Here is a 13,768-nt window from a genome sequence, read left to right as displayed (position 1 = left end):
TCTCCTCAGGCCAACTGGTCGGTGGACAAGAATTGACGCGCCGCCCAGGTGTGGAAAAAGTGGGTCGGGATGTCCATCTCGGGCGAGAATGCGCCGCCCTTGTAGCCAGGTGAGTAACGGCCTTTCTGCATGCCTTCTACCGAGCTGATGTCTTCAGCGAACACCACCTTCCAAGATTCAAGAATCGAGTTGCGGCAGGCGGCATACTCGTCGTTAAGCGCCTCATCACCGACATAGAACAAGCGCAGATGCTCAATGGTGCGCCCAGGTGCAACCGGCTCGAGTTGCATGGCAAAAGCGTGATCCGCCTGAATGCCAAGCAGCACGTTAGGGAAAAATGCCACGTATTCGGCATTGCGCAGACGATCCTGTGGCCAGCTCGGGAACATTGGCAGGTGCGTACCGGCCACGTCAGACAGGTTGTAGGCGTAGCTGCCTTGCCCGGCAAAGCTGTCACCGAACATGATGTTGTAGTGATCTTCAAGTCGCGAATAGGTGTTCAGGCTCGGGTGAACCCACGGCAGGTGGTAAGCCTCGCAATAATTCTCGACGGCCAGTTTCCAGTTGCAATTGATGTCCAGCGTGGTGGCATCAAAACCAGGGCGACGGCGCAGCAAATCCATGCCGTCGGCACCGAGGAACTGGGTCCAGCGATCGGTCAGCGGTGCGAGCATTTCCTCCAGCGGCTGCGCGTCGCCGGACAGGTTGACGAATACCATGTCCATCCAGATAGCACTGCGCAAAGCCTTGAGGCCATGCTTCTCGCAAGCGAAACGGTCATCTTTGTGCTTGTCGATACCGCCAACATGCGGTGTACCGCGCAAGCTGCCATTAAGGTCATACGTCCAGGAATGGTATGGGCAGCGAATAACACCCTGCACTTCGCCTTCTTCTTGCACCAGTTTCATGCCGCGATGGCTGCACACGTTGTGAAAGACCTGGACCAGGCCTTCGCGATTGCGCATCAACAGCAACGGCAAACCCATGAAGTCGATCGGCTTGACCGAACCATTCTTGATCAAGTCACTGGCAAAGCCGACACACGCCCAGGTTTTACCCATCACCTCATCGCGCTCCAGCTCAAAATAGCGCTGCTCGGTATAGAACTCGTTACCAAGACCAGTGGCTTGATGGATTGGATTGAGGACACTTTCCAGTTGCTGAACGGGAATGCGTTGAGAGATGGAATTGTTCATTGTTTTTCTCCCCTGCTGGGCACGTTAGGTCAGGTTCGGCAGGCGCATTGGCCACTCTCCGTTGACCGCGAGTTTCGAGAAAAACAGGGATTAGCGACAAACGATTATTTTCGTCAGCATTTATGACTTTTTATCACAGGTAATTCGCCAGCCACCGCTATTTGCGGCCTTTAGTGATATACCCAGCATACATATGACAAACGCTCATCAATCCATGCGTAAAAATAGCGCATCAGCTTGCCAATACGCGCGCGCGAAGAACCGCCGGTGTGCTCATTGCGTTACATGCAATGAGCACACCGGCGCATCTGTTGAAAACGCGGATCAGAGACCAGCGTCAACAGCATCGGGAAGGGTTGGAAGCTGCGAGATTAACCAGGAGCGAAACTGCTTGACGCTCTGACGGGAAGACGTACGGTTGCTGGGCTCAAGCAGGCAGAACTGTCCCTCGGTGAGCAAGGTTGACTGCACAGGACGCACCAACGCACCAGTTTGCAGATGGTTATCAACCAGATTCGACCAGGCCAGGGCTATACCCTGGCCGCTGATCGCGGACTGCAACAGCATCGAGTAGCTGTTGATGTTGATCCGGTGCTTGGGCTCGACCATCTTCCGGCCGAGGCGCAAGAACCACTCGGACCAGCCGATCCAATCGCGCTGCGGATCCTCAAGCCATAGCAAGGTGCAGGTAGAAAATTGTTCGACGCTCACAAGCTCTGGGTGCTTGGCCAAATAATCCGGGCTGCACACCGGGAATACTTCTTCGGAAAACAACGGCGTAACCTGCATGCCTTTGGGCGCAGTTCGGCAATAGTAAAGCGCCAGATCGCAGTCCAGCCGCGAGTAGTCCTTGACGTGATCGTAGGCGATTATGCGCAGGTCGATGTCTTCGTTGTCACGCTGAAACTCGGCAACTTTTGGCAGTAACCACAGCGACGCCATTGCCGTGCTGGTGGCCACCGTGACTTGCTGGGCACCGCGCCAATGGCGGATCTCGCCGGTGGCGCTGGCGAGTTGCAGCAAAGACTCACGCACAACCTCGTAATACTGATTGCCCGTTGGGGTCAGGCTCATGGCTCGGGTTGTACGCTCGAACAGCGCCTTTCCCAGATAGTCCTCTAGCAGACGCACTTGGCGACTGATCGCTCCCTGCGTCACGTTGAGCTCGTTCGCGGCGAAGGTGAAACTCAAATGTCGCGCGGCGCTCTCAAAGGCAACCAGGCTATTGAGTGGCGGCAGTGGATTAATTTTCATCAGGCAATCCGTAATTCTTTGTTTTTATATCGACCCGCTGCCGCGCTCCAACTCAATCAACCAGTGAATTGTTGAGAGAAATGACTGGCGAGTCGCGAATATCGAGCCCGCCTTTTACGCCATCCGAGATTCACTCCGCCAGTGTTTTCTGCAAATCGACTGCATCAATTTGTGAGAAAACGACCACCGGTAAGTCGCTGCAATAAAAGCAAAAAGCCTGCACTCAGGCAGACTTTTCTTGAGTCGATTTCAGACTTGAGAATGCCCTCCTAATTTCAGAAACGCATGTTATATGGATCGCACGAAAAGTCTCTGCTTTTCAGACGATTGCCGACGTTCGCCTAAATATCCAACACCAGACAAGCACTTTTAGCCCGTGAGCAGCAGGGTGTGAACTGGTCGTTCAGGGCGTGTTCAGCGGGTGTCATAAAGGCATCCCGGTGGTCGGGCTGGCCGTCGATCACGCGAGTCAGGCAAGTGCCGCATATGCCCTGCTCGCACGACACAGGAATGATCACGCCAGCTTCATCGAGAACTTGTACCGCCGTTTTGTCTGCCGGAATTTGCAACACCAGACCGCTGCTGTTCAACCGGACTTCAAAACTAGTGTCATCAGCCGTAACTGTAGGCGCAGCGCTGAAGTATTCGCGGTGCAGGCGATTTTCCGACCAGCTCAATGCTCGCGCACTCTCAAGTACAAAGTCCATGTAGCCCGTTGGCCCGCAGACGTACAAGTGGGTTTGCGTGCATTGCCTGGCCAGAACAGCTGTAATGTCGAGCCGTTGTTGCTCATCGCCATCATCAAGGTGAACATGAACATTGGCGGCAAATTCGAGTTGCTGCAGGCGTCTAACAAACGCCGCTTGCTGCGCAGAGCGACTCGAATAGTGCAGTTCGAACGCAGCCCCATTTGAAGCCAGGCGTTGCGCCATGCAGAAGATCGGCGTGATACCAATCCCCCCGGCGAACAACACACTTCGCGGTGCGCTTTCATCCAGCGCAAACAGATTGCGTGGCTCGCTGATCCCTATTCTCTGGCCGACGCGCAGCGCTTCGTGCACAGCGCTCGAGCCACCTCGCGAGGCAGGGTCTTTGAGGACAGCAATACAGTAACGATTGCGCTCTTGCGGATTATTGAACAGCGAGTACTGACGGACCAGCCCGTTGGGTAGGTGCACATCGATGTGCGAACCGGCAGCAAATGCTGGCAAGTCACTGCCATCAGGATTAACCAACTCAACGCTGACAATGTCTCTGGCGACTAGGCGCATGGCCGAGATCAATACGTCCATCACGATGCACTCCGGGCGATAACTGCATCATCCGCCTGTTTTTCTGCTGCAATGATGCGTTCGATAATTCGGCGCGACTGCACTCCGCCAGCATCAATATTGAGTTTGAGCAGATTGCGTTCGGGATGCGCCAACAAGTTGCGTTGCTGACGTTCGAGCATTTCCAGATCCTCCGAGAAGATCTTGCCTTGGCCCGCGCGAATGGTCTCGGTCAACTCAGCATCTTGCGCCTTGAAGTTGCGCGCCATGCCCCAGAAATACCAGATGGATGTGTCGGTCTCCGGGGTAATGAAATCCACCACGATACTGCCGGCCTTGTGCTCTGGCGCGGCGTCATAACCGCCGTTGCCCGCATGCGCTACACCCACTTCAATCATTACATGGCTTGGTGGTGAGAAGCGGCAGATCTGCCAGCGGTCCACCGGCACATCATCGGCCAAACCATTACCGCGCAATGCCGCACGCCAGAACGGTGGCGGCATGACACCTTCCATGAAGCGACTGGTTATCACGTTCTGGCCGTCAACTTTAGTGGTCACCGGCGCTTCATCGATCTCTTTCTGACCAATGCTGGAAGCATGCACATAGGTTTCATGGGTCAGATCCATGAGGTTGTCGACCATCAGCCGATAATCGCAATTGATGTGGAACAAGCCACCGCCGTACGCCCACTCAGGATTCTGAGCCCATTCAAGATGAGGAATCAGGTCGGCACTGGCTTGCTTGGGATCACCCGGCCACACCCAGATAAAGCCATAACGCTCCTCTACCGGGAAACTGCGAATTGCCGGAAAACCCTGCACACGCTGATTCGGCATGGCAGCCACCTTGCCATTACATTCCATCACCAGCCCGTGGTAGCCGCACACCAGTTGACCGTTCTGCACATAACCAAGGGACAACGGCGCTCCACGATGCGGGCAGAAATCCTCAACGGCCGCGACCCGGCCTTCGTGGCCACGGTAGAACACAATGCTCTCGTTACAGACTTTGCGCCCCAAAGGCTTATCCGCAATTTCATCCGGGGTGCAGGCAACGTACCAGGCGTTTTTCGGGAACATGCTCAGATCTCGCTTACTGTTATCAATGGATCCATCTTGAGCAAAATCTACTCATAACACTGAGCTTAATCTAGCCATTGGATCCAGCGAACGTGCGATTAACGAACACAATAAGCTCTAATAACCCGCCGAATCCAACACTGGAATCAGGGACTGGTTCAAGAGTACATTGGCAACCTATAAATCTAATTGGATCCAATAGAGGCTTTAATGAGCGGTTCAGGCCAGCGCGTTCTCAACCTGTTACGCAAGATGATCATCGACGGCGAGTTCCCTGCCGGTGAGCGGCTCGCAGAGATTCCCACAGCCGAACGGCTGGGCGTGTCGCGGATGCCTGTGCGCATGGCTTTTCGCGCTTTGGAACAGGAAGGCCTGCTGATTCGGCTCGGCGCCCGTGGCTTCACGGTTAAACAGATGACCGCCGATGATCTTGCCGGAGCGGTTGAAGTGCGTGGCGTTCTCGAAGGGCTGGCCGCGCGCCAGGCAGCAGAACGCGGGATACCAACCGGGATTCGCGAGGTGTTGCTGTCCTGCCTTGAACAAGGCGATCAGTTGTTCGCCAAGGGCTACGTCTGCGAGGAGGATCTGGCTGAATATCACGACATCAATAAGCGCTTTCATCAGGCAATTATCGACGCCAGCAATAACATGGCCATCGCCGAGGCGCTTGCCCGCAATGAGCACCTACCCTTCGCGTCCGTCAGCTCATTAGCCGTCGACCGCAACGACCTGGCTCTGGAGTACCGCCGCTTCAACTTTGCCCATATGCAACATCACACCGTCGTAGATGCGCTGTTAAGCGGCCAGGGCGCACGTGCCGAAATGATCATGCGTGAGCACGCCAATGCCACATTGCGCTACGCACACCTCTTCGGCTCCGCGCCGAGGGACGGGCTCAAAATCATTCAGTGATGGCTGAATCAAGGCTGCACGAGAATCCGCAAGAGCAATAAACTGTGTTCGAAACTTGGCAGATCTAAGCAAACGCAGCGGCCTGCCCCTCGCCAAAGCAGCCTTGCTGTTTGGCGAGGGGCAGCAATTAGGGCTTACACCACAAACCCGTAAAGGTCCCACTCGGCTTCAGATATGTCCAGCTCCAGGCGTTGCAACTCGGCCCGTTTAATCGCTACAAACGACTCGTGCAAACACTGCCCGAATACCTCTTGCATGAAAGCGGATTGCTCAAAGCGATCAATTGCGCCTTTCCAGCTGGTCGGCAAATCCGCCACATGCTCCTTGCTGTAGCCATTGCCCTCTACCGCAGGGCCCGGATCGGTTTCTTCGCGAATACCTTGCATGGCCCCGGCTAATGTCACTGCGGCCACCAGATAAGCGTTGGCATCAACGCCGGCTACGCGGTGTTCGAAGTGACGGGTCTGGGCTGAACCGTCAGGTACGCGCAATGCCACTGTGCGGTTTTCAAAGCCCCAGGTATCCGATGCTGGCGAGTAGACCGCCGAGGCAAACCGCCGCCACGAGTTGAGGAACGGCGCCAGAATCAGCGCCGTGTCGCCGACTGTTTTGCGGATGCCACCGATGGACTGCAGCATCAGCGGGCTCAATTCACCGCAAGGCTGATCAGCGTACAAGTTGCTGCCGCCTTCATCGTTCAATGACAGATGCAGGTGCATACCCGAACCCGCTTCCTGCCCGAATGGCTTGGCCATGAAGCAGGCCTCCACCCCGAAGCGACGGGCCACCGAGCGAATCAGGCGCTTGGCCAATATCACATCATCCGCGGCGCGCAGCAGGTCCCGGTAGCGGATGGTCAGCTCGTACTGACCCACCGCGTATTCCGAAATAACTGACTCCATGGGAATGCCCAGATGCTCGGCACCGGCGTAGATCATCTCGAACAAGGGTGACATTTCATCCAGCTCATCAACCGCCATGGTGTTGCGATTGCGCGAACGACGGCCCGACAGCAAATAGCGCGCCGGCTGATACCGTCCGTTGGCATCTCGTTCTTTGTCGATCAGGTAAAACTCAAGCTCAAACGCGCCCATGGGTGAGTAGCCGGCCTTATTGGCGGCCTCGACCTGCCGGACTAGAACTGCACGCGGATCGGCATTAAAGGGCGTGCCATCGGCGTTGTACATGCTCACCAGCACCACGCCCCGCCCTGAATGGGGTTGCAAACCGAGCGTTCCCGGCACTGGCCAACAGCGTTTGTCGCCACCGCCATCGTGCAATACCAGTGAACAGTCGACGTCATCGCCCGCAACATCCTGTCCAAACAGCGAGGTCGGCATGGCGCGTCCCGACTCATACAGCGACTCCAGCTCATGCCGGCGAATGGTCTTGCCACGCCCGATGCCGTGGCAATCGGTCATGACAATGTCGACGCCTTTAACGTCCGGATACTTGGCCAGAAACTGATTCAACTCTTCCATCGTGGCCCCTGAGGGCGATTTAGCATTCATATCGGCGACCAATAGTGGGCAGGGAGTTAGTCAATCAAACCCAGATTACGGGCGTGAGCATAGGTCAGCTCAATGACTTTTTGCGTCTTGGCGATCAGCTCATCGGCTTCGGTGTGCGTCAGGCTGAACGGCGGCGCGATGACCATCCGATCGCCAACCGCGCGCATGACCAGGCCATTGTTGAACGAGTGCTCACGGGCGATCATGCCGATCCTGGCCTCGGCCGGGAAGCTGCTGCGTTTGGCCTTGTTCGAGGTGAACTGAAAGGCGCCAATCAGGCCGGCCATAACCGCTTCACCCACCATCGGATGCTCAGCCAGTGCTTGCCATTTCTGCTGCAGATAAGGGCCTATGTCATCGCGCACGCGCGTGACCATTTGCTCTGACTCAAGAATCTCAAGGTTGGCAATCGCCGCCGCGCACGCAGCCGGGTGGCCGGAATAGGTAAAACCGTGGGCAAACTCATCGCCGCGCTCAAGCAACACTTGGGCGATGCGATCGGACACGGCGACAGCGCCCATGGGCACATAGCCCGAGGTGATGCCCTTGGCCATGGTCATGAAATCGGGCTCGGTGCCCATCAGCTCGCAACCAAACCACTCACCTGTGCGCCCGAAGCCGCAGATAACCTCATCGGAAATCAGCAGAATGTCACGCGCTTTGAGGCCCGCAGAGAGTGCCGGCCAGTAGGTAGAAGGTGGAATGATGACCCCGCCAGCGCCCTGAATTGGCTCGGCAATCATCGCGGCGACTTTGTCGGCACCGATTTCGTCGATCATGTCGAGGGTTTGTTGTGCCACATGCAGGCCGAAGGCTTCCGGGATCATGTCGCCGCCATTCGCCCACCAGAACGGTTGCGGCGCGTGCACCACATCGGGAATCAGCATGCCGCCCTGTGCGTGCATACCGCCAAAGCCGCCCAATGAGGCCGCCGCGACTGTAGAGCCGTGATAGCCATTGGTGCGACCCACCATGATGCGTTTCTCGGGCTTGCCTTGCAGCTCCCAAAAATAGCGGGCCAGGCGGAAAATCGTGTCGTTGGATTCAGAGCCGGAACCGGTATAGAAAAAGTGGTTGAACTGCGCTGGCGTGACTGCTGCCAACTTGCGCGACAACTCGATAACCGGCGGGTGCGAGGTATTGAAGAAGGTGTTGTAGAACGTCAGTTCGCTGAGCTGACGGGACACCGCGTCAATAATCTCCTGACGACCATGCCCAACGGACACACACCACAGCCCGCTCATGCCATCAAGCAACTGGTTGCCTTCGGTGTCGGTGAGATACACCCCTTTGGCCGAGCTGATCACGCGCACGCCACGGTCATTCAGCTCGCGGGAATTGGTAAACGGGTGCAGGTGATGCTGCGCATCGGTGTGTTGCAATGCCAGGGTTTGTTTCGACAAGCTCATGATTTCCTCTCTATTGCTTGGGCACGAAGGCCCTGCTGTTATTGGGTTGCGACGCTGCGGTCGGTCAACCGGGAAAAATTAAGTCGCGGCTTTGTAACTGAGTGTTCACCGCTGCCAGGCTTAGCCGGCCAGCGGCTTTTCTTGATCATTTATGCGGCGTAGATCGCAGCCGATTCAGGCCTATGAGCCCGCCGACAACGCATCCAGTTCCGGCATCGCCATCTGCAGCGCCTTGGCATAAAGCTGCACGGCCTGATCGATATCGCGCTGGGTAACGCCTGATGTCTGCGCTGGATGCATACAGCAATAAATTCCATAATTTTTTGCGATCGCAGATCACACGATATAGGCTTAACGAGAGATTTCGCAAGCCCATCGAATAGATATATTTTTGTGCCCTGCTGCGGCTGACTTTTGCGGAAAAATCGGCGTTCAAGCGCCCTTCTGACGTGATACCGCCGGGTTTGGCGTCATCAATGTGCCAATTTTTTCTGGCCCGACGTGCCGCTGCAGAATAAGATTCCACAGGCGCACAAGCTTGTAGAACTGTTTGGCGAGCACCACCGCAGAGTCCTCACATGGAGAACACGTGAAAGATAAAAGCCCGATAGGCCTTGAAACCATTGAAGTGGCCCCGCTCCATGAAGTCGTCTATCAACGGCTGACGCATGCGCTGATGTCGGGCCAGATCAAGCCCGGTCAAAAACTCACTTCACGCAAGATTGCCCATGAGTTGGGCACCAGCGACATGCCGGTTCGCGCCGCGCTGATGAAGCTGCAATCGCTCAAGGCGCTGGACCAATTACCCAATGGCTCGCTTACGTTGCCAGTCATGACTCGTCAGCGCTTTGCCGACCTGATGAGCACGCGATTAGTGTGTGAAGTTGCAGCGGCGCGGGCGGCAGCCGATGCGTTTAAAAAGGCTGAGCTAAAGGCCATTCAAAACGCCTCCTCTGCCCTGACGCAAGCGGCCAAGAACAAGGACATCGACGATTACCTGCTGCGCAATTACGAATTCAAATTCATGATCTATCGCGCCTGCCATTCAGAGTCGTTGATCTTTCTGATCGAGACATTATGGCTGCAAGTCGGCCCGTTTCTACGCCAGTTTGGCAGCAGTTACGCGGGCAATCTGGAGGCCATTCTCGACATCGATTACCACGAGGAAATCGTCGAAGCACTCGGCCGTGGCGATGGTGATGCAGCCGCTGAGGCGTTGCGCAAAGACATCGCCGACGGCATGGCTTTTCTGTTGGAGCATGGCGAGTTTCAGTGACGATCAGCCCGCTTTAACTAAGCCGGTTGCGGTTTGAAGCGGCTCCGATATTCACTGGGTGACAGCCCGACAATGCGCGTAAAAACCTTACGAAAGGCACTGGGGTCGGAGTAGCCAACGGCCCAGGCCACGCGCTCCACCGACAGGTGGCCCAGTTGTAGCGCTGATCGCGCCTTGCTGACCCTGAGTTGCTGGCAATATTCTGATGAAGTCATGCCGGTGGCTTTTTGAAAGCGCCGCAAGAACGTGCGCTCTTCGAGGTTGGCCAATGATGCCAGCTGGGCAAGCGACACATCCTTGCCTTCTACCGTTTGCAGCCAGTGCTGGACTTTAAGGATGGCACTGTCGCCATGCGCCAGTCGCGGCGCAAACATGCTGTAGTAGCGCTGCTCCCTTCCCGGCACATCAATCAGCAACACTTGCGCGGTCTGCAGCATCACATTCGGCCCGAGAAAACGTTCGACCAACCGCAGGCCCAAATCTGTCCAGCTCATCAGGCCGCTGCTGGTGATGATGTCTACGTCATCGATCAATAGTTGGTCGGTGTCTACGCAAATATCCGGAAAACGCGCCTCGAACGACTCGGCTAGTGCCCAGTGCGCGGTAACCGTGCGTTGGTTAAGCAGCCCGGTTTCGGCCAGTACAAAAGTACCTGCACAAACAGAGGCCAGGATGCCGCCATTGGCATGCACGCCTTGCAGCCATGTAACGGTCGAAGCAACGCGGTGTGGAGCAATCGGATCACCGAGCTTTGGCGGCACAATCACCACGGCCAGCTCGCAGGGCAAGTCTGGCGAGCTGTCGAACACCCGCACGGGTGGCGTTTTCTCAGAGCTAGCCTGCCAGTGCGTTACACGTACGGGATTGTGCTCGAGGCCTGCATGTTCAGTCGCAATTCCTCCTGCCATCAGCAGTAAATCAGTCACGCCAAGCACGGCCGCCTGCTGCGCTGACGGGTATAAAACTACACCGATTTCGATTGGCTGCATGGTTGTCATGTGTCGTTTTGTACCCGAATTATGTCGATATGGCCACTCGATACTCTAGCGCATCCCCGTGAGAATGGAACCGTCATCCATTCAATATCGCTGGAGTGAAGCATGAGCAAGCACGCAGTTATTGTCGTCGACCTGCAAAACGAATACCTGCCAACCGGCAACCTGCCTTTGCACCGCATCGAGCAAACCATCAGCACTGCACAGGCGGTCGTAACCAAGGCGCGTAAAGCCGGTGATCTGATCATTAACATCAGGCATGAATCGGCTGAACCTGATGCCCCGCTGTTCACTAAAAACACGCCAGCGGTTCAGTTCATCGAAGCAATGGCGGCGCAGGATGATGAGCCGGTGATTGTCAAAAATTTCCCCAACTCATTTCGTGAAACCGAACTCAAGTCGATCCTGCAGGCGCACGCCATCGACACGCTCACAGTGGTCGGCGCAATGAGCCACATGTGCATCGATGCCACCGTGCGTGCGGCAGCTGACTTTGGCTACCCGGTGACAGTTGTAGAAGATGCCTGCACCACCCTCGACCTGGAATTTGCAGGCCGTAAAGTACCGGCCCCGGACGTGCACGCCGCGTTCATGGCAGGCCTGGCGTTCGCCTATGCGAACGTGGTTAACAGTGCTGAATACCTGAAGGGCTGAACACTAACAATCGCTGCATGATCCGTTTGCAGGGGCGCTGAAATGCCCCTGCAAACCTCACATACCAACTGGCTAATTATCGACGTAAGCCCATCGCGCAATCTGAGCGTCACTCACGCCAGCCAGTCCAGCGTCAGTAACAGCCGGGGCACACCGTTAGAAGCCTGCGGTGAGCGGTGGATCAAACCCTGCCCCTCATTACCCACCCAACGCTCTCCCTTGGCCAGTAACACATGGCCCGTTTGAGCGCGATTGATCAACCCGTCATCTACTGGCTCCGCAGCTGGCTGGCCGAGCAATCGGCGGTCCATTGCATCCTCTGACAACCATTCACTGCCCAGCCCGGCGTAACAAGTAATCAGCCTGAGCGGCACATGGTCGACGTGAAAGCGCGGGCACATGGCTTTGTCCAATACCCGCATGCGCACACCAATGCGCTTTGCGTCGACCAGGCAGACAAAAGCACTGATCAGCGAGCGCACATCACCAACCAAAGCCTCATGGCCGGGTAAATGACTATATCGCGCGAGCAAACCTGTAAGGTCGGGTTGCTCGTCTGCATCACTAAGTTCGAGCGTGATCGATTCAGCTAAGGTTCGATCATGGGCGACGACATTTGCTGCGCAATCGGTAATGTGCACCGGTAACTGCCGTTGCCAAACGGCCAAGTTAACTTGCTCTCTGAGCACCTGTGCCAAAACATCTGCACGCTCGCCGATAACCTGTTGCACAGCGTGTTTGATATTCAGAGCCAGCATCAGGCGACTTCCTGCTCGGTCCATGGGCCGAATGGGTCTGGCAGTGCTTGCCAGGCAGCAGCACCCAGAGCCATTTCCTGATCATCCAACAAGCAGGCATCCAGTTCTGCAGTCAGCCGCGTGAAGTCGATGTTCTGGCCGATAAAGACCAATTCCTGACGACAGTCGCCGACCTCTTCCTGCCAGTGCTTCTTAATTATTTGTAAGCCTTGCTCATCCTGCGGCCATTGATCTTGCGGCACAAAGCGCCACCAGCGCCCAGCAAAACCGTGGCGCATCAACCCACCCGCCTGCGACCAACTGCCGGCCTCGCGGTACTTGCTCGCCAACCAGAAAAAACCCTTGGAGCGAAGCAGGCGGCCATTGGTCCATTCACGGTTAATGAAGTTGAAAAAGCGCTGGGGATGCAGCGGCCGGCGCGCCCTGTAGGCACCAGAGGCGATGCCATATTCCTGCGTTTCCGGCACGTGCTCGCCGCGCAACTCCTTGAGCCAACCCGGGGCCTGAGCGGCACGTTCAAAGTCAAATCGCCCCGTGTTGAGGATTTTTTCCAGCGGCACTGCGCCCATCACCATCGGCACAATTTCGGCATGGGTATTGAGCCCCCGCAGAATAGCCATCAACTCATCGCGTTCATGACTGCTGATCAAGTCTGCCTTGCTCACCAACAGCACATCGGCAAACTCGACCTGCTCGATCAGCAGATCGGTGATCGAACGTTCATCCTCATCACCAAGGGTTTCGCCGCGGCTGGCAAGGCTCTCAGCCTCATGAAAGTCCCGCAGAAAATTAATCCCGTCGACCACCGTGACCATGGTATCCAGACGCGCGAGATCAGCCAGACTCAGGCCGTCTTCACCGCGAAAGGTAAAGGTTTCCGCCACAGGAAGCGGCTCAGAAATACCGGTGGACTCAATCAGCAAGTAGTCAAAGCGGCCTTCGCGGGCGAGCCGCCCTACTTCTTCCAACAGGTCTTCACGCAAGGTGCAGCAGATGCAGCCGTTACTCATTTCCACCAGTTTTTCTTCGGCACGATTGAGGCTGACATCGCGCTGAACCTCGCTGCCATCAATATTGATTTCGCTCATATCGTTGACGATTACCGCCACCTTCAAATTCTGTCGGTTCTTCAAAATGGCGTTGAGCAACGTGCTTTTTCCTGCCCCAAGAAAGCCGGACAACACGGTGACAGGAAGGCGGTTTTTCATGTTTTGAACTCCATCAGTATTCGGGTTGCTGCATCGGTGGGTGTTTGTGCGAGCGGTTCAAGTGCGCTTGGTGTATGGGAGCGTGACATTCATCTGCCAAACGTATTATCACGTTATAACATAACAATACGCAAATCAAAAAAACAGCAGATACCTAACACGAAAATTTTGAGGCCGATGGTGATGAACGCATCACCATCGGCCTATATTTGGAAGGGATCTCGGCAGTCCCAATCTGTTGT

The 13,768-nt window shown here is 56.0% G+C and carries 12 protein-coding genes; 3 read left to right on the top strand and 9 right to left on the bottom strand.

The window, feature by feature from the left end; translation table 11 throughout:
* Nucleotides 1–5: 5 nt before the first annotated feature.
* The 4 genes from PMYSY11_RS10280 to PMYSY11_RS10265 form a co-directional block, all read right to left on the bottom strand.
* Entirely contained in the window at nucleotides 6–1,196 is a 1,191-nt protein-coding gene (locus tag PMYSY11_RS10280; RefSeq protein ID WP_150549102.1) for an aromatic ring-hydroxylating oxygenase subunit alpha, read from the bottom strand.
* A gap of 324 nt (nucleotides 1,197–1,520) precedes the next feature.
* Nucleotides 1,521–2,450 carry a LysR substrate-binding domain-containing protein gene (locus tag PMYSY11_RS10275; RefSeq protein ID WP_150549101.1) on the bottom strand — a complete coding sequence of 310 codons (930 nt, stop codon included), beginning with the start codon at nucleotides 2,448–2,450 and terminating at the stop codon, nucleotides 1,521–1,523.
* Between the two features lie 341 nt (nucleotides 2,451–2,791).
* Nucleotides 2,792–3,745 carry a PDR/VanB family oxidoreductase gene (locus tag PMYSY11_RS10270; protein ID WP_150549100.1) on the bottom strand — a complete coding sequence of 318 codons (954 nt, stop codon included), beginning with the start codon at nucleotides 3,743–3,745 and terminating at the stop codon, nucleotides 2,792–2,794.
* Nucleotides 3,742–4,803, bottom strand: a complete 1,062-nt coding sequence (locus PMYSY11_RS10265; RefSeq protein ID WP_150549099.1) for an aromatic ring-hydroxylating dioxygenase subunit alpha — start codon at nucleotides 4,801–4,803, stop codon at nucleotides 3,742–3,744. The genes PMYSY11_RS10270 and PMYSY11_RS10265 overlap by 4 nt, the downstream gene beginning before the upstream one ends.
* A 210-nt stretch (nucleotides 4,804–5,013) precedes the next feature.
* On the opposite strand from PMYSY11_RS10265, the gene PMYSY11_RS10260 reads away from it, so the two are divergent.
* Entirely contained in the window at nucleotides 5,014–5,715 is a 702-nt protein-coding gene (locus PMYSY11_RS10260) for a GntR family transcriptional regulator (RefSeq protein ID WP_150549098.1), read from the top strand.
* A 134-nt stretch (nucleotides 5,716–5,849) separates the two neighbouring features.
* On the opposite strand, the gene PMYSY11_RS10255 is transcribed toward PMYSY11_RS10260, so the two are convergent.
* Both PMYSY11_RS10255 and PMYSY11_RS10250 read right to left on the bottom strand, forming a co-directional pair.
* Nucleotides 5,850–7,196 carry a glutamine synthetase family protein gene (locus PMYSY11_RS10255; protein ID WP_197737974.1) on the bottom strand — a complete coding sequence of 449 codons (1,347 nt, stop codon included), beginning with the start codon at nucleotides 7,194–7,196 and terminating at the stop codon, nucleotides 5,850–5,852.
* 56 nt (nucleotides 7,197–7,252) lie between these two features.
* Nucleotides 7,253–8,635, bottom strand: a complete 1,383-nt coding sequence (locus PMYSY11_RS10250; protein WP_150549096.1) for an aspartate aminotransferase family protein — start codon at nucleotides 8,633–8,635, stop codon at nucleotides 7,253–7,255.
* A 589-nt stretch (nucleotides 8,636–9,224) separates the two neighbouring features.
* Between PMYSY11_RS10250 and PMYSY11_RS10245 the strand changes: the two genes are divergently transcribed.
* Nucleotides 9,225–9,911 carry a GntR family transcriptional regulator gene (locus tag PMYSY11_RS10245; RefSeq protein WP_090511494.1) on the top strand — a complete coding sequence of 229 codons (687 nt, stop codon included), beginning with the start codon at nucleotides 9,225–9,227 and terminating at the stop codon, nucleotides 9,909–9,911.
* Between the two features lie 17 nt (nucleotides 9,912–9,928).
* Here PMYSY11_RS10245 and PMYSY11_RS10240 read toward each other — a convergent pair whose 3' ends face one another.
* The gene (locus PMYSY11_RS10240) at nucleotides 9,929–10,900 is read right to left on the bottom strand and encodes a GlxA family transcriptional regulator (RefSeq protein ID WP_338051127.1); all 972 of its coding nucleotides are present in this window, start codon (nucleotides 10,898–10,900) and stop codon (nucleotides 9,929–9,931) included.
* Nucleotides 10,901–11,011: 111 nt separating this feature from the next.
* Between PMYSY11_RS10240 and PMYSY11_RS10235 the strand changes: the two genes are divergently transcribed.
* Nucleotides 11,012–11,560, top strand: coding sequence for a cysteine hydrolase family protein (locus PMYSY11_RS10235; RefSeq protein WP_150549094.1), 549 nt, complete (start codon nucleotides 11,012–11,014; stop codon nucleotides 11,558–11,560).
* Between the two features lie 113 nt (nucleotides 11,561–11,673).
* On the opposite strand, the gene PMYSY11_RS10230 is transcribed toward PMYSY11_RS10235, so the two are convergent.
* Nucleotides 11,674–12,318 (bottom strand): DUF1826 domain-containing protein, encoded by a 645-nt coding sequence (locus PMYSY11_RS10230; protein ID WP_150549093.1) that lies wholly within the window; start codon nucleotides 12,316–12,318, stop codon nucleotides 11,674–11,676.
* The gene (gene zigA, locus PMYSY11_RS10225; protein WP_150549092.1) at nucleotides 12,318–13,526 is read right to left on the bottom strand and encodes a zinc metallochaperone GTPase ZigA; all 1,209 of its coding nucleotides are present in this window, start codon (nucleotides 13,524–13,526) and stop codon (nucleotides 12,318–12,320) included. Before zigA ends, PMYSY11_RS10230 begins: the two co-directional genes overlap by 1 nt.
* Nucleotides 13,527–13,768: the final 242 nt, after the last annotated feature.

The organism is Pseudomonas marincola (genome assembly GCF_900682675.2).
GTDB lineage: Bacteria > Pseudomonadota > Gammaproteobacteria > Pseudomonadales > Pseudomonadaceae > Aquipseudomonas > Aquipseudomonas marincola.
The sequence above is the reverse complement of the archived record's forward strand: the minus strand, read 5'-3'. Positions and strand labels throughout refer to the sequence as shown.

Bases quoted from the DNA above. Each gene is read 5' to 3' on its own strand.
- PMYSY11_RS10280 (WP_150549102.1), bottom strand. From the start codon at position 1,196: ATGAACAATTCCATCTCTCAACGCATTCCCGTTCAGCAACTGGAAAGT.
- PMYSY11_RS10275 (WP_150549101.1), bottom strand. From the start codon at position 2,450: ATGAAAATTAATCCACTGCCGCCACTCAATAGCCTGGTTGCCTTTGAG.
- PMYSY11_RS10265 (WP_150549099.1), bottom strand. From the start codon at position 4,803: ATGTTCCCGAAAAACGCCTGGTACGTTGCCTGCACCCCGGATGAAATT.
- PMYSY11_RS10260 (WP_150549098.1), top strand. From the start codon at position 5,014: ATGAGCGGTTCAGGCCAGCGCGTTCTCAACCTGTTACGCAAGATGATC.
- PMYSY11_RS10255 (WP_197737974.1), bottom strand. From the start codon at position 7,196: ATGGAAGAGTTGAATCAGTTTCTGGCCAAGTATCCGGACGTTAAAGGC.
- PMYSY11_RS10250 (WP_150549096.1), bottom strand. From the start codon at position 8,635: ATGAGCTTGTCGAAACAAACCCTGGCATTGCAACACACCGATGCGCAG.
- PMYSY11_RS10240 (WP_338051127.1), bottom strand. From the start codon at position 10,900: ATGCAGCCAATCGAAATCGGTGTAGTTTTATACCCGTCAGCGCAGCAG.
- PMYSY11_RS10235 (WP_150549094.1), top strand. From the start codon at position 11,012: ATGAGCAAGCACGCAGTTATTGTCGTCGACCTGCAAAACGAATACCTG.
- PMYSY11_RS10230 (WP_150549093.1), bottom strand. From the start codon at position 12,318: ATGCTGGCTCTGAATATCAAACACGCTGTGCAACAGGTTATCGGCGAG.
- zigA (WP_150549092.1), bottom strand. From the start codon at position 13,526: ATGAAAAACCGCCTTCCTGTCACCGTGTTGTCCGGCTTTCTTGGGGCA.